Annotated in this window: 16 protein-coding genes; 2 read left to right on the top strand and 14 right to left on the bottom strand. The window is 47.7% G+C overall.

From position 1 onward, the window contains the following. The first annotated feature begins 113 nt into the window (after positions 1-113). Complete coding sequence (locus tag N5E87_RS09095) at positions 114-1,376, top strand: DUF3391 domain-containing protein (protein WP_086904052.1); 1,263 nt, start codon at positions 114-116, stop codon at positions 1,374-1,376. Between the two features lie 73 nt (positions 1,377-1,449). Here the strand turns inward: N5E87_RS09095 and corA are convergent, their stop codons facing one another. From corA to cobB, 4 genes are all read right to left on the bottom strand, one after another. Continuing rightward, positions 1,450-2,397 (bottom strand): magnesium/cobalt transporter CorA, encoded by a 948-nt coding sequence (gene corA, locus N5E87_RS09090; protein ID WP_086904051.1) that lies wholly within the window; start codon positions 2,395-2,397, stop codon positions 1,450-1,452. Positions 2,398-2,522: 125 nt separating this feature from the next. Next, entirely contained in the window at positions 2,523-2,885 is a 363-nt protein-coding gene (locus N5E87_RS09085) for a hypothetical protein (protein ID WP_279775264.1), read from the bottom strand. A 237-nt stretch (positions 2,886-3,122) separates the two neighbouring features. Further along, entirely contained in the window at positions 3,123-3,572 is a 450-nt protein-coding gene (locus N5E87_RS09080) for an ATP-binding protein (RefSeq protein WP_086904049.1), read from the bottom strand. 17 nt (positions 3,573-3,589) lie between these two features. After that, on the bottom strand, positions 3,590-4,330 hold the full coding sequence (gene cobB / locus N5E87_RS09075) for a Sir2 family NAD+-dependent deacetylase (RefSeq protein ID WP_086904048.1): 741 nt from the start codon (positions 4,328-4,330) through the stop codon (positions 3,590-3,592). Between the two features lie 256 nt (positions 4,331-4,586). On the opposite strand from cobB, the gene fur reads away from it, so the two are divergent. After that, positions 4,587-5,018: a ferric iron uptake transcriptional regulator gene (gene fur / locus N5E87_RS09070; protein WP_011716738.1), complete on the top strand. Its 432-nt coding sequence runs from the start codon at positions 4,587-4,589 to the stop codon at positions 5,016-5,018. A 91-nt stretch (positions 5,019-5,109) separates the two neighbouring features. Here fur and N5E87_RS09065 read toward each other — a convergent pair whose 3' ends face one another. The 10 genes from N5E87_RS09065 to sdhC form a co-directional block, all read right to left on the bottom strand. Next, positions 5,110-5,607: a GNAT family N-acetyltransferase gene (locus N5E87_RS09065; protein ID WP_086904047.1), complete on the bottom strand. Its 498-nt coding sequence runs from the start codon at positions 5,605-5,607 to the stop codon at positions 5,110-5,112. Positions 5,608-5,653: 46 nt separating this feature from the next. After that, a complete protein-coding gene (rnk, locus tag N5E87_RS09060; RefSeq protein WP_279775263.1) occupies positions 5,654-6,061 on the bottom strand; it encodes a nucleoside diphosphate kinase regulator in 408 nt (135 codons plus the stop codon). A 379-nt stretch (positions 6,062-6,440) separates the two neighbouring features. Beyond that, on the bottom strand, positions 6,441-7,313 hold the full coding sequence (sucD, locus tag N5E87_RS09055; RefSeq protein WP_011622417.1) for a succinate--CoA ligase subunit alpha: 873 nt from the start codon (positions 7,311-7,313) through the stop codon (positions 6,441-6,443). After that, positions 7,313-8,479 carry an ADP-forming succinate--CoA ligase subunit beta gene (sucC, locus tag N5E87_RS09050; RefSeq protein WP_011622416.1) on the bottom strand — a complete coding sequence of 389 codons (1,167 nt, stop codon included), beginning with the start codon at positions 8,477-8,479 and terminating at the stop codon, positions 7,313-7,315. The genes sucD and sucC overlap by 1 nt, the downstream gene beginning before the upstream one ends. 118 nt (positions 8,480-8,597) lie before the next feature. Beyond that, entirely contained in the window at positions 8,598-9,791 is a 1,194-nt protein-coding gene (gene odhB, locus N5E87_RS09045; protein ID WP_086904045.1) for a 2-oxoglutarate dehydrogenase complex dihydrolipoyllysine-residue succinyltransferase, read from the bottom strand. 48 nt (positions 9,792-9,839) lie between these two features. Next, positions 9,840-12,659 carry a 2-oxoglutarate dehydrogenase E1 component gene (sucA, locus tag N5E87_RS09040; RefSeq protein ID WP_279775262.1) on the bottom strand — a complete coding sequence of 940 codons (2,820 nt, stop codon included), beginning with the start codon at positions 12,657-12,659 and terminating at the stop codon, positions 9,840-9,842. Between the two features lie 214 nt (positions 12,660-12,873). Then, positions 12,874-13,581, bottom strand: coding sequence for a succinate dehydrogenase iron-sulfur subunit (locus N5E87_RS09035; protein ID WP_011622413.1), 708 nt, complete (start codon positions 13,579-13,581; stop codon positions 12,874-12,876). Between the two features lie 11 nt (positions 13,582-13,592). Continuing rightward, a complete protein-coding gene (gene sdhA / locus N5E87_RS09030; protein WP_086904043.1) occupies positions 13,593-15,359 on the bottom strand; it encodes a succinate dehydrogenase flavoprotein subunit in 1,767 nt (588 codons plus the stop codon). Further along, positions 15,360-15,707, bottom strand: a complete 348-nt coding sequence (sdhD, locus tag N5E87_RS09025) for a succinate dehydrogenase, hydrophobic membrane anchor protein (protein ID WP_086904060.1) — start codon at positions 15,705-15,707, stop codon at positions 15,360-15,362. It abuts the gene before it with no gap. After that, on the bottom strand, positions 15,701-16,096 hold the full coding sequence (gene sdhC / locus N5E87_RS09020) for a succinate dehydrogenase cytochrome b556 subunit (RefSeq protein WP_011622410.1): 396 nt from the start codon (positions 16,094-16,096) through the stop codon (positions 15,701-15,703). Before sdhC ends, sdhD begins: the two co-directional genes overlap by 7 nt. Positions 16,097-16,174 lie beyond the last annotated feature (78 nt).

Below are 16,174 nucleotides of genomic sequence, written 5' to 3'. Positions count from 1 at the left end.
GGCTCAGTGTTTCGGCTATTTTGTACTCTTACTATGCTGACACGTTAGTTAAGTAATTGTAAAGCTGCATCATTGATATAAAATAACTCCATTGGCTTCACGATAACAAGAATATGAAAAAAAGCTGTAAAGTCTCAGTTCATCAATTACAGGTGGGTAATTTTGTGCGTTTACCCGTGGCCTGGAAAGATCATCCTTTTTTATTCAGTAGCTTTCATATCAAGCAAGCTGCGCAGATTGAGTTAATTAAAAACCTTGGTATTGAATACGTAATTGTCGATTTAGAACGTAGCGAAACCACGCCCTTGGCCGTTGAAGCCGTCAATCCCATTAAAATTCCCCCTAGCGCAGATATCCATAGTTTAAAAAACGATATGGATATTTATAAAGCCGAACAAATCGAAGTACAAAAAAAGCTGCGCCGCGATATTCACAAAACCGAGCAAAACTTTACCCGCTCGGTTGCTATGATGCGCAGCCTTATCGCCAAACTTCGTAATCGTCCGCTCAACGCCGTGGATGATGCCAAGGATTTAGTGCATACCATAGTCGAGCAGCTACTGAACTCCGATAACCTCGTCCTGCACTTAATGAGCGATGCTAAGCAAGATGAGAGCATTTACTACCACTCGCTAAACGTGGCGATACTCTCGATGCTTATCGCCAAAGAAATGGAGTGGGACCGCAGCGAAATCGAATTGGTGGGCTTAAGTGCGCTGTTTCACGATGTCGGTAAACTCAAAGTGCCGCCGCAGATTTTGAAAAAGACCACACCTTGGTCCGCGCCAGAGCTAAATTTTATCAAACAACATCCGCTGCTCGGGATTGAACTGCTCAAGCTCGCCGATAACTTCCCCGAGGCGGCGCTCGCCCCTATCACCAATCACCATGAGTATCTCGATGGCTCGGGTTACCCCAAGGGATTGAAGGAAGCTGAACTGGATAAAATCTCCCAGCTGCTCGCTGTCGTGAACGAGTACGACTCGCTTTGTTATCCGAGTAATCAGGGCAAGGCGCGCATGCCCTACGCTGCCTTAGGCTATTTATATAAACAATATAAAACCAAATTAAATCAGGAATATATTGGCAAGATGATCAAAATGCTGGGCATTTATCCACCGGGAAGTGTGGTGGAGTTGTCGAGCGGTCAATATGCCATGGTGATGTCGGTCAATCTGCAAAAGCTACTGTGCCCGAAAATCCTTGTTTATGATGCGCTGGTGCCTAAAGATCAGGCGCCGATTGTCGATCTGGAAGTCGAAGGGATCAGCATCGTGCGGTGCCTGCCACCCGCAGCACTCCCCGAAAAAGTGCATGAATACCTCAATCCACGTGAACGCGTGAGTTACTACTTTGGTGGCGATAGCCGTAAATAAACCAACGAGATTCATTCGCCCAATAAAAAGCCGGAGTACTCCGGCTTTTTTGCATCCACGTTAATACTCGCGATTAGAGCCAGTGTTTGCGTTTAAAGAAGAAATAGGTCCCCGCAGCACTTGCGAGCATCATCAATATCGCCATCGGATACCCATATTGCCAACCTAACTCAGGCATTCCATGGAAGTTCATTCCGTAGCTGCTGGCAATCAGCGTAGGCGGTAGAAACACCACAGCCGCAACCGAGAAGATTTTAATGATCTTATTCTGCTGTAATCCACTGAAACCCATGGCGGCGTCGAGCAAAAAGTTTAACTTATCGAAGATAAACTGACTGTGGGGCATTAACGACTCGATATCCGAGAGCATTTCGCGCAAGTCTTTTAAATGTTCATCGGACAATTGCCCGCGGTAGTATCGCTGCATATAACGAAGCGAGCGCTGGGTATCGAGCAAACTTAAACGAATTTTACCGTTCGAGTCTTCCTGCAAGGTGATGAGTTTGAACACATCATCCAGCTCATCATTATCAAACACTTGCTCACCGACATTTTCAAGGACCGTATACACGTCCTCAATCAAGTCGGAGAGGTAATCCACTTTCAGATTAAAGAGTTCGAGGAACAATTCCTGCGGGGTTGAGACTTCCAACCGACCCAGGCGTAAGTAGTTACGCAACAAACGGATCAGGCCGACATCCTCTTCACGTATGGTCAACAGGAAATTCGTCCGCAGGTTAAAGGAAACGTTCACCCCGCGTACGTCTTGCCCCACTCGCTGGGGGAATAACGAATTGATATGTAAGCCGTCGCTGTTTTGATAAAAACGCGCCGAGGCCTCAATCTCGTTGATATCTTCTTCGTCGGGCACTTCTTCAACGGAAAAACGACTTAACCATTCTCGCTCTGCATCATCAGGTTTATAGAGATCCAACCATATGGTCGACGCCGGAATACTGTCTTGTGTGTTAATCTCAGTGACCGTCAGTTGACGGTTTTCGTAGACATAGGCAGTAATCATGTGTCCTCCTGAAAAAAACTTAAGCAAAAAGTCCACTTAAGTGCAGGCTAAAAAATTGTCGCTAGTTTAACGCATAACTTAGTAATGAAAAGGCGGGAGCGAAAAATTCATAAAATAAATCTGTGTTAGTCTTCGAGAATTTCTAACCGCTCCGCATAAGAAAAGCGAATGTGTACGCCCTCAACCGTCACCATTTTTGCCTCCGAGATATCCCCTTTACGCGCCTTGTACACGCCGGATAACACACCAGCTGGAGACACTATCGTCACAGTCACGACTTTATGTTGATCGTACCAATACCACACACTGTAGCTTAAAAGGCTCAGCCCCAGCAGTAAAAATGCTGCCCGCATGCCGTAACGACGCCACAGACTCGGCATCGGCAGAAGATTTACCGAAGTGGCAGACCCCTGCTTAGGACGCCGATTGGCCAGCAGTAAAATCGCCATAATGATAACGGCTAAGGTGAGCAGCAGTTTTGTTAACAAAGGACACTCCAGAGGGCGGGACTTAACCGATTATAATCGACATTGAAATGCGAAACTGTCATTAAGATCAAGCTTATGCAACACAGTTTCGCAGCGATATAGCCGCATATTTCGATATCAGACTAACAAGAAAAGATGACAAGTTAACATCTAACCGAGAAAATCGAGTCGATTGAAAGTCTAGTCATTCAAAGCGGTGGCACGCTAGACGCCAGCTACAGACGACTTAGAGGCGCCCTAGAATGCCTCAAACTGCGCTGCCATACGCCGTATTTGATCTAGCAGCACACCATGACGATTACGCTCGGCGCACAGTTGTTGATGCGTGCGCGCTGAAGGCTCCCCTACCAGTACGATACGCACTTGATAATCTAAGGCTTTCGCAGCCGCCTCATAGGCCATGTACTCCCAGCGGCAAAGATTAGTGTTATCACAAATCACGATAGGCTGAACGCTACTGAGCGCGTGAATAAACGCGGTTAAATTACGTTGATGGTATTCGGAGAGTTTTTTCGCATCGAATCGATACTCCTCTCCCTCGTAGAAAAAACTATCGGTCGAAAAAATGCCACCTTGGCGAACGCGAATCGCCTCTTCTAACGGTAGATTAGCCACAAACTGCTCGACCCAATGGGATTTACCGCTGCCCGGTAATCCCCGCATAATAATCGCCAGTTTTTGCGTCATGGACTCGTTGCTCATTCTTAAACATCGGACTCGGCTAAATCGGAGCCAATCACTTTGCCTGCAAGTATGGTATCGACCAATTTAGGTACCAACTCCCCCGCCTTACCGGTTAAATGATATTGGAACTGACTGTGTCTATCGGGGGTGACTAAATTAACTTCCACCGTTTGGGCGCCATGATGATTGGCCGTATCGACAAACCCTGCCGCCGGATACACAGTGCCCGACGTACCAATGGCAATGAATAAATCGCAGTTATCGAGCGCATCGTGAATTCTATCCATCCCCAGCGGCATTTCGCCAAACCACACCACATGGGGGCGTAATCGTTGCGACGGAATACAACAGGTACAACAGTTATTGGGGCCGAAGGGTTCCCTTAATAAGAAAGTTTGGCGAGAGCGAGGGCAGCGACCTTTGGATAATTCGCCGTGCATGTGCAACAAGCGCCGAGAACCCGCTCGTTCGTGTAGATCATCAATATTTTGGGTCACAATCAATAATTGCCCGGCAAATTCCGCCTCTAGCTTAGCCAACGCCAAATGCGCCGCATTAGGCATCACTGTGCCACTGTGTAATTGCTCCCAACGGCTGTTATAAAATCGCTCAACCAGTTCGGTATCGCGGGCATAACCTTCGGGAGTGGCCACGTCTTCAATATGATGCTCTTCCCATAGACCATCTTGATCGCGAAAGGTACGTAATCCCGATTCGGCAGAAATGCCCGCGCCAGTTAACACCACAATATGCTGGTACATACCGCTTCCTTTTATTGTAATTATTCTGTCCATTGTCCCGACATTTGCGCGTCGTGAACATTATTCCTTGGTATAACCTTACAAAAACTATGCTTGAATTGCCGCAATTTATTGCAATTTCGCGCTAAGTGACACAATTTATCTGCATATAGACCCATAAAGCTAGAACAAAGGTTTAAGTTTTTAATTTGACCCCCTATAATGGCATTCACTATCCACGGATGAACCTATTGGTTCTGCAATCAAGAGATTAGCAATGACAGATGGAAATCAAGCGCTAAAAAAAGCCGGTTTGAAAATCACCCTGCCACGAGTCAAGATCCTAGAACTGATGCAAGGACCTGAAAACCAACATATCAGTGCAGAAGACTTATATAAGAAACTGCTCGATTTAGGTGAAGAAATTGGTCTAGCAACAGTTTACCGTGTATTAAACCAGTTTGATGATGCCGGTATCGTATCTCGCCACCACTTCGAAAGTGGCAAGGCGGTATTCGAGTTATCGACTCAACACCACCACGATCACTTAGTGTGCCTTTCCTGTGGCAAAGTGATTGAGTTTTCAGATGAAGTAATTGAACGTCGTCAAGACGAAATCGCCAGCAAGTACAACATTAAACTGACTAACCACAGCTTATATTTGTACGGTCATTGCACCAATGATAAGTGCGATCATAACGACGAGTAAGCAGATTTAGCTCAATCTGGATATTAACCAGACACACCTAATAAAAAACCAGCCATCTAGGCTGGTTTTTTATTAGAACGCTCAGGCACAGTTAAAGCACCTTCGCGTACACATTCACTTTATGTCCCATAAACTCACTTGGTTCACGCCAATGCATGCCTATGCGTTTAGCAACGCCCTCAGAGCCAATGTTACCCTCTAGGATCAATGCAATAATTTGCGTAATGCCAAACTGCGGGAACACGCTAATTGCCGCTTGAGCAGCTTCGGTACCAATCCCCTTGCCCCAATACTCGGGGAAATAGCGATAGCCAATTTCGACTTCGTTATATTCAGGAATAAACTTTGGTCCGCAAAAGCCAATCACTTTATTATCGGCTTTATGTTCGACGGCCCAGCGACCAAATCCACGCTGCTGATAATCCTGTGAAATCACCTTATGGAACAGTTCATGTGCCTGCTCACGCTCAGTAAAAGGCACGGTTGGAATGTATTTCAACATCGCAGGGTTACTCTTCATCAAATAGAGGGCATCGATATCCTGCTCGGTAAATGGTCTGAGTATTAAACGCTCTGTTTGTATAATCATTTTGGCTTCCTTCATATTGCCCTCTACACACTAATATCCAGCGCGATTAACGGTGGAAGTCACCGCTACGCTCTGGCTGATAAACGATTTCTTCGATACGCACTTTGACCATTGAGCCACCGGGGCCTGGCCATTCGATTTCATCCCCTTGGGATAAACCCAATAAGGCACTGCCCACGGGAGCGAGGATAGAAATGGTGCCCTCACCTGCCGCATCCTTGGGATAAACTAACCGTAAGCAGAAGGTATCCTGACTGGATGACACGCTAAATTTCACTTCAGAATTCATCGTCACCACATTACCGGGCATCTGCGCTGCGGGCACAATGTCGGCTCGGTCGAGTTCCGCCTCCAATGCCGCACGCCCTAGGAAGGCGTTCGCCGGTAATGACTCCAACAGACGCTCGAGTCTTTCTAAATCGATTTCTGAAATAATGATCTTTGGTGTTTTCACAGTCTTTCCCTCGTGTAAATAGATGTCCCTTAGGGTTAAACATCTGTGCTGGCCTATCCTCCCCCAATGGGATAAACCGATATAAAAATACGCTCGCAGCTTAATGCCGCAATCGCGTGGTAATTAAGTACAAGATTTATTGCTGAACAGCCGTGGTGCCATAAGCGCAGGGCTTAGGGTTGTGGCTCTACTAATGTATTCACACGTCAATCAGGTGATGACGCTCGGTAGAGAAGCCCAATCTAACCCTTTGTAAATAAAAATGCTAGCCTGCGCGGTGTGAGCTTTGCCCACTCTCACACTTTAGTGCTCGGCACTCGCTAACAGACGCGCAATAAAAAAGGCGCCTTAGGCGCCTTTTCGTGTGTTAACGGTTAGATTACCAACCCGTTTTAGCACGCAGCGCTTTGCCGATATCCGCTAACGAGCGGACAGTTGTCACGCCCGCTGCTTCTAATGCAGCAAATTTGTCAGCAGCAGTACCTTTACCGCCAGCAATGATCGCACCCGCGTGACCCATACGCTTACCAGCAGGAGCAGTTACACCCGCGATGTAAGACACAACTGGTTTAGTCACGTTAGCTTTGATGTAAGCAGCCGCTTCTTCTTCAGCAGTACCACCGATTTCACCGATCATCACGATGGCTTCAGTCTGTGGATCGTTTTGGAACATTTCCAATACGTCGATGAAGTTAGTACCTGGGATTGGGTCACCACCAATACCTACGCAAGTAGATTGGCCGAAACCTTCGTCAGTAGTTTGCTTAACCGCTTCATAGGTCAGCGTACCTGAACGAGAAACGATACCCACTTTACCTTTTAAGTGGATGTGGCCTGGCATAATACCAATCTTACATTCACCTGGAGTGATAACACCTGGGCAGTTAGGGCCGATCATGCGAACGCCTGTTTCTTCTAGCTTCACTTTCACTTCCAGCATATCCAGTGTTGGGATACCTTCAGTGATACATACGATCAGCTCGATACCACCGTCGATTGCTTCAAGAATTGCATCTTTACAGAAAGGAGCAGGAACGTAGATTACAGAAGCGGTTGCACCAGTCGCAGCCACAGCGTCTTTCACAGTGTTGAACACTGGTAGACCTAAGTGCTCAGTACCGCCTTTACCTGGAGATACACCACCAACCATTTGCGTACCGTAATCGATAGCTTGTTGAGAGTGGAAAGTACCTTGACCACCGGTAAAGCCTTGGCAGATTACCTTGGTATCTTTGTTAATTAATACAGACATTATTTGCCCTCCGCAGCTTTAACTACTTGCTCAGCCGCATCAGTCAGACTGTTAGCTGCAATGATATCAAGACCTGATTTAGCTAATACTTCACGGCCTAATTCAGCGTTAGTACCTTCTAAACGCACTACAACTGGAACTTTAACGCCAACTTCTTTAACAGCGCCAATGATACCTTCTGCGATCATGTCACAACGTACGATACCACCGAAGATGTTAACCAGAACGGCTTTCACATTGCTGTCAGACAGAATGATCTTGAATGCTTCAGCAACACGTTCTTTAGTCGCGCCACCACCTACGTCGAGGAAGTTAGCTGGCTTGCCGCCGTGCAGGTTAACGATGTCCATAGTACCCATTGCTAGGCCAGCACCGTTCACCATACAACCCACGTTTCCGTCCAGCGCAACATAGTTCAGTTCGAACATTGCAGCGTGAGCTTCACGGGCGTCATCCTGTGATGGATCGTGCATTGCTTTGATTTTTGGTTGACGGAACAGTGCGTTACCATCGATACCAATTTTACCGTCTAAGCAGTGCAGGTTACCTTCAGTGGTGATAACCAGTGGGTTGATTTCCAGCAGTGCGAAATCATGATCAACGAACATAGTCGCCAGACCCATGAAGATCTTGGTGAATTGCTTCATTTGAGTTGGGTTTAAGCCCAGTTTGAAGCCAAGATCACGTGCTTGGTATGGTTGAGGACCCGTCAGTGGATCGATGATCGCTTTATGAATGAGTTCTGGCGTTTCTTCGGCCACTTTCTCAATCTCAACACCACCTTCGGTAGAAGCCATGAACACCACGCGACGGGTAGCACGGTCAACTACTGCACCTAAGTACAGTTCGTTAGCGATGTCGGTGCAGCTTTCTACTAAAATTTTAGCAACCGGCTGACCTTTCTCATCTGTTTGATAAGTCACCAGATTTTTGCCTAACCAGTGTTCGGCAAAGGCTCTGATTTCTTCTTTATCGCCAGTGACTTTAACGCCACCCGCTTTACCGCGGCCGCCTGCGTGTACTTGACACTTAACAACCCATAAATTTCCGCCAATACGGCCTGCCGCTTCTACAGCTTCTTGGGCTGTATCACATGCAAAACCTTCTGACACTGGTAAACCATATTCGGCAAATAGGGATTTTGCCTGATACTCATGCAAATTCATGATGATCTATCCGTATACTTCTAATCAAATCCAACTGGCCCCACGGGGCCAGTCACGAGGGTATGTCTGACTCTTGTCTTTAACTAACAGGTTAAACGTTATCGTTTAGCGCGTTAGATTATAGGTCAAGTAGCAGACGAGTTGGGTCTTCCAAGAAGTCTTTAATGGCAACTAAGAAGCCAACTGACTCACGGCCATCGACAATACGATGGTCATATGAGAGAGCTAGGTACATCATGGGCAGGATTTCAACCTGACCATTCACTGCCATTGGGCGGTCTTTAATAGCATGCATGCCTAAAATCGCGCTTTGTGGCAGGTTTAAAATTGGGGTAGACATTAACGAGCCGAATACACCACCGTTAGTCACAGTGAAGTTACCGCCAGTCATATCAGCCACAGTCAGCTTGCCATCACGGCCTTTGATCGCCAGATCGCGTACTGCTTTTTCGATATCAGCCAGGCTCATGGTATCGGTATCACGCAATACTGGGGTGACCAGACCACGTGGAGTCGATACAGCGATGCTGACGTCGAAGTAGTTGTGGTAAACGATATCGTCACCGTCGATTGACGCGTTCACTTCTGGGAAGCGTTTCAGCGCTTCAGTCACCGCTTTCACGTAGAAAGACATGAAACCTAAACGGATACCGTGGCGCTTTTCAAAGATATCTTGGTACTGCTTACGGATATCCATGATTGGCTTCATGTTCACTTCGTTAAACGTCGTGAGCATCGCGGTAGAGTTTTTCGCTTCTAATAAACGGTTAGCGATAGTCTTACGTAAACGAGTCATTGGAACACGCTTCTCGCTACGACCTGCCGCTAAAGGTTGTACCGCTGGAGCCGCAGGGGCAGCAGCCGCTTTAGGCGCAGACTTGATAAAGGCTTCAACGTCTTCTTTAGTGATACGGCCACCGACACCAGTGCCCTTCACTTTGCTCGCATCAACATTGTGCTCAGCCAGTAAACGACGTACTGATGGGCTTAATGCATCGTTAGACTCTTCAGTCGCAGCAGCAACAGGTGCAGCAGCTTCGGCCTCGGCTTTAGTCACTTCTTGACCAGAAACCGCACCCGCGATGAACTTAGCAATCACTTGCTCGCCCAGAACGGTATCGCCTTCTTGGAACAGGAACTCACCGATGTGACCATCTTCTGGTGCAACCACTTCCAGTACGACTTTGTCAGTTTCAATATCAACCAGATTTTGATCACGAGAAACTTGCTCACCCACTTTTACGTGCCAAGTGGCGATAGTTGCATCGGCAACAGATTCTGGCAGTACGGGTACCTTGATTTCGATACTCATGAAAAACGATCCTTTTTTATAAAATGTCTATTACTACAGTCTTAGCTATTACAGCTTTAGGGCACTGTTCACTAAAGATTCTTGTTGGTGAGCATGCAGCTCAGGGTAACCACAGGCTGGTGCAGCAGATGCTTCACGGCCAGCGTAGGTCAGTTTTGCACCCGCAGGGATAGCAGCCCAGAAGTGATGTTGGCTAGAGTACCAAGCACCCTGGTTTTGCGGCTCTTCCTGACACCATACAAAATCGGTCACATGTTGGTAGTCAGCTAAGGCTGCAACCATTTCTTCATGTGGGAACGGATATAACTGTTCGACACGGATTATTGCGATGTTGTTGATGTTTTCTTTACGGCGTTTTTCCAGTAGCTCGAAGTACACCTTACCGCTACAGAACACGACGCGATCGACTTTGCTCGCTTCTAACGTATCGATTTCACCGATCACGTTTTGGAAGGTGCCATTAGCCAATTCTTCCATGCTAGAAACCGCTAATGGGTGACGTAGCAATGACTTAGGTGACATCACCACCAGTGGACGACGCATTGGGCGCACCACTTGGCGACGCAGCATATGGTAAACCTGTGCTGGCGTTGATGGCACACACACTTGCATGTTGTGGTTAGCACACAGCTGCAAGAAACGCTCTAAACGGGCGCTTGAGTGTTCTGGACCTTGACCTTCGTAACCGTGAGGTAACAGCATGGTCAGACCGCATAGACGGCCCCACTTCTGCTCACCAGACGACAGGAACTGGTCGATAACCACTTGGGCACAGTTAGCGAAGTCACCGAATTGGGCTTCCCAAATCGCCAGACCACCAGGCTCTGCTGTGGTGTAGCCGTATTCGAAGGCCAGTACTGACGCTTCAGACAATACTGAGTCAGTGATGTCGATTGGACCTTGGTCTTCAGACAGGTTGCGCAGTGGCATATAGGTGGTTGCATCATTTTGGTTGTGCAGAACCGCATGACGGTGGAAGAAAGTACCACGGCCAGAGTCTTGACCAGTAATGCGAACGCGCTTGTTGTCTTCAAGAATCGTGGCGTACGCTAAGGTTTCAGCAAAGCCCCAGTCGAGTAATTTCTCACCCTTCGCCATAGCAACGCGATCGCCGTAAATCTTAGCAACGCGTGAATGCAGTGGGTGGCTCTCTGGCACGTAGCTCAGCTTATCAGCCAGATTTTGCAGACGCTCAAGAGGTAGAGATGCTTGATACGCTTCGTCCCACTCGCGACCAATATAAGGTGACCAATCCACTGTGTGCAGTGTCATTGGACGCCATTCTTTCACCACACAGTCACCTTGATCTAAGGCGTCACGGTAGGTGTTGATCATGCTGGTCACTTCATCCGCGCCGATGCTGTTTTCGGCGATCAGTTTGTCAGCGTAGATCTTACGTGGCGTTGGGTGTTTCTTGATCTTGGCATACATCAATGGCTGAGTTGCACTTGGCTCGTCAGCTTCGTTGTGGCCATGACGGCGGTAACACACTAAGTCAATCACCACGTCACGTTTAAACTCATTACGGTAATCAACAGCAAGCTGTGCAACGAAGGCAACGGCTTCTGGATCGTCAGAGTTTACGTGGAAAATCGGTGCCTGAACCATCTTAGCGATGTCAGTACAGTATTCTGTTGAACGCACATCGAAGTGGTTTGAGGTGGTAAAACCAACTTGGTTGTTTACCACGATGCGGATGCTGCCGCCCACTTTAAAGCCACGGGTTTGAGACATGTTGAATGTCTCTTGCACGATACCTTGACCCGCAATTGCAGAGTCACCGTGGATCGTGATTGGCATCACCTGTAAACCGTCTTTACAACCACGGCGGTCTTGACGAGCACGTACAGAGCCCATGACCACAGGGTTAACAATTTCAAGGTGTGATGGGTTGAAGGCCAGTGCTAAGTGCACATTGCCACCCGGCGTTTCAAAATCTGAAGAGAAACCTTGGTGGTATTTTACGTCGCCTGAACCGTGGGTATCGGCATGCTTACCGGCGAACTCGTCAAACAGTTCGGCTGGACGCTTACCTAACACGTTCACCAGTACGTTTAAACGACCACGGTGAGCCATACCAACGACGATTTCTTTCGTGCCCGCTTCACCTGCGCGGTAAATGATTTCGCGCATCATAGGGACTAACGCATCGCCGCCTTCTAACGAGAAGCGTTTTGCACCAGGGAATTTAGCGCCTAAATATTTTTCAATGCCTTCAGCAGCATTTAGGCCTTCGAGAATGCGGGTCTTAACGCTTTTATCGTAGTTGGCTTTACCTAAGGATGGTTCGAGACGTTGTTGGATCCAACGCTTCTCATCGGTATCGGTAATGTGCATGTATTCGGCGCCAATCGAACCACAGTAAGTGGCTTTTAGCGCTTTGACTAAGTCAGCCAGCTTCATGGTTTCGCCGCCGTGGGCGAACGAGCCAGTGTTGAACTCACGTTCCATGTCTTCTTTGGTCAGACCGTGGAATGCGGGATCTAAATCGGCAACAGGTTCACGTTTCCACAATTCTAACGGGTCGAGGTTAGCCCCTTGGTGACCACGGAAACGGTGGGCGTTGATCAGCTGTAGCACTTTAACTTGCTTAGCATCCAACTCAGGATCGGTCACACGAGCTGCGCTCTTATGACGTCCGTCCATCGCTAAACTGCGAAAATAATCACGTACTTTGGAGTGAGCCGCTTCAGGCGCGTCTTTAGAAGCACCGTTCACCGGAGGGAGATTATCAAATACCGCACGCCAATCGTCAGAGACTGACTGTGGGTCTTCTTGATAGGCTTCATACATCTCTTCTACGTAGGTCGAATTTGCACCACTTAAGTGAGATGATTCGAGCCAGGCTTTCATGATGCCTTGGTGCATTGCTATTCCTTTCAAACTTTATACACGTGCTTAGCCATAGTTTTTATATGCAATCTCAAGCAATTACCTTCGATGCATAAATTTTGCCGCCCCTAGATATCCAGATTTCACGGCGCGTTGTCTTCCATTACATACACAAAAGAGCCACCTTCTATACCCAGAAAGTGACTCTTCGAGAGCTATATTATTATTGATTTAAGCTCGGGTTCTCGCATTACACAGCTCGCTTAAGCAGCATTGACTTAATGTGACCAATTGCTTTAGTCGGATTAAGTCCTTTTGGACAGACGTCAACGCAGTTCATAATGCCGTGGCAACGGAACACGCTGTAGGCGTCGTCCAGCTCAGAAAGACGTTCTTCTGTCGCTGTATCGCGGCTGTCGATCAAGAAACGGTAAGCGTGTAGCAGACCGCTAGGACCGATAAACTTATCAGGATTCCACCAGAACGATGGGCAAGCCGTAGAACAACATGCACACATGATACATTCGTACAGACCATCTAAATGCGCACGCTGTTCAGGTGACTGTAAATGTTCACGGGCTGGCATCTTCTCATCGTTGATGAGGAACGGCTTGATCTTCTCGTACTGCTTGTAGAACTGAGTTAAATCAACCACTAAGTCACGTACGACTGGCATACCTGGCAGTGGACGAATTTCCAACTTCTTACCTTTGAAGGTAGAGATTGGTGTAATACAAGCCAGACCGTTTTTACCGTTCATGTTCACACCGTCACTACCACAAACACCTTCACGGCATGAGCGACGGAACGCTAACGTTGGGTCCTGTTCTTTTAACTTGATCAGTGCATCAAGCACCATCATGTCAGAGCCTTCAGCCACTTCAAGGCTGTAATCCTGCATGTAAGGTTTTGTATCTACATCAGGATTGTAACGATAAACTGCAAATTCCAATTTCATCTTTGCAACTCCTAGTAGGTACGTTTCTTCGGCGGGAATGCTTCACGTAACTTAGGCGCCATATTCACAGCACGACGGTCCATGGTTTCAGTCACAGGGTCAAACAGGGTGTGACATAACCAGTTATCATCATCACGCTCTAAATAGTCTTCACGTGAGTGAGCGCCACGGCTCTCTGTACGGAAGTTAGCAGCATAAGCGGTGGCAATTGCCGTCGCCATCAGGTTGTCTAACTCTAAACATTCAATACGTTGAGTGTTGAATTCACGAGAGTTATCAGACAACTTGGCATTTTCTAAACGCTTACGGATAGCTTTTAACTGCTCTAAACCTTCTGCCATTGCATCGCCACGGCGGAATACAGAGAAGTTTAATTGCATGCAAAGTTGTAAATCTTTACGGATTTGCGCTGGGTCTTCGCCAGACTTGTTGCTTTCCCAGCGGTTTAAGCGTGCTAAAGTCGCTTGAATTTCCGCATCGGTCGCATCTTTTGGATCCGCAGTCTCATCGAGTGCTTTACCTAAGTGTTGACCCGCAGCGCGGCCAAAGACCACTAAGTCGAGCAGAGAGTTACCGCCTAAGCGGTTAGCACCGTGTACAGACACACAGGCAATCTCACCTACTGCGAATAAACCAACCACATCTTGCTCGCTGCCGTCGTCATTCTTGCGAACAACTTGACCGCTCACCTTCGTTGGCAGACCACCCATCATATAGTGACAGGTTGGCAGCACAGGGATTGGACCATCGGCCGGATCGATATGCGCGAAGGTACGAGAGAGTTCACACACGCCTGGTAGACGGGCTTCTAAGGTCTCTTTACCTAAGTGATCGAGTTTCAGTAAGCAGTGTGGGCCTAACGGACCATCTAAACCACGGCCTTCACGGATTTCAGTCATCATAGAACGTGCTACCACGTCACGAGATGCTAAGTCCTTGGCGTTTGGTGCATAACGCTCCATGAAACGCTCGCCGTCTTTGTTCAGCAGGTAACCGCCTTCACCACGACAACCTTCAGTCACAAGTACACCCGCGCCAGCAATACCGGTTGGGTGGAATTGCCACATTTCCATATCTTGCATTTGAACGCCAGCACGCATCGCCATACCAACACCGTCACCGGTATTAATGTGTGCGTTTGTGGTAGATGCGTAGATACGACCTGCACCGCCAGTGGCGAGTACAGTGGCTTTGGCTTTGAAGTAAACGATTTCACCGGTTTCGATTTCAATCGCAGTACAACCTACGATGGCACCGTCTTGGTTTTTCACTAAATCGAGGGCATACCACTCAGAAAACACTTGGGTTTTGTGTTTAACGTTCTGTTGGTATAAGCAGTGAAGCAGTGCGTGACCAGTACGGTCTGCCGCCGCAGCGGTACGCGCCGCTTGTTCACCACCGAAGTTTTTAGATTGACCACCGAAAGGACGTTGGTAAATCTTACCGTTATCGAAGCGAGAGAAAGGTAAACCCATGTGCTCGAGTTCAATAATGGCTTCTGGACCGGTTTGACACATAAATTCGATAGCGTCTTGGTCACCGATAAAGTCGGAACCTTTTACGGTATCGTACATGTGTTGTTCCCAATGGTCTTCATGGGCGTTACCTAACGCAACGGTGATACCACCCTGCGCAGATACAGTATGAGAACGGGTTGGGAATACTTTAGATAAAAGCGCACAGCTCTTACCTTCTTTAGAAATCTGTAATGCTGCGCGCATACCGGCACCGCCAGCACCAATCACTACAGCATCAAACTCACGTACTGGAATACTCACTTAGACACCCCACACAATAACAATGCCGGCCGCCAGATAACAAAAGACGGTGACGACGAAGGTGAACTGTAAAACACCGCGTAACGCAGTGCACTTGACGTAATCCGTCAATACTTGCCATACACCAATCCAGGCGTGAACAAGCAGTGCAACCAGCGCAAGCAGGGTAAACACTTTCATTGGCAGAGCGCTAAACAGGCCGTGCCAAACGTCATAGGTGAGAGGGGAACTACATGCAATAAAGCCAACCATGAAAATGGTGTAACAGGCGAGGATTACTGCACTAGCGCGTAGTAGAATAAAGTCATGAACACCACTGCGTCCAAAACTTGCTGCATTGGTTACCATACCCATAACCCCGCTAAAATTGAAAAGGCTACCGTCAGTACAAATACAGCTTTCGCTGAGGCGGTGCCCGAAGCCAACTCTTCCCAACGACCGGTATCCATTACTAAGTGGCGTAGGCCACCGAATAAGTGATAAGCCAGTGCAGTCAAAATGCCCCACATGATGAACTTCACGACGAAGTTATCAAACAGAGATTGTACGCCTGCGAAACTTTCAGCGGAGGCTAAAGATGAATTTAGCAACCAAATAAGAATGCCAACAGCGAACAGCATGATGACACCGGATACACGGTGAAGAATTGACACAATCGCTGTTGCAGGAAAGCGAATGGTCTGCAGATCTAAATGGACAGGTCTTTGCTTTTTCACGTTCTGCTCACTCAGCTCCATTGAGCATTTTTTTTGTTATGTGAACCGCTTTTGTACAAACTTTAAACCGAGGGGTAAATCAGGGCAAAAGTAAACACA

The organism is Shewanella sp. GD03713 (genome assembly GCF_029843705.1).
Lineage (GTDB): Bacteria > Pseudomonadota > Gammaproteobacteria > Enterobacterales > Shewanellaceae > Shewanella.
Note: the sequence above shows the minus strand (reverse complement) of the source record. Positions and strands in the feature narration are given on the sequence as shown.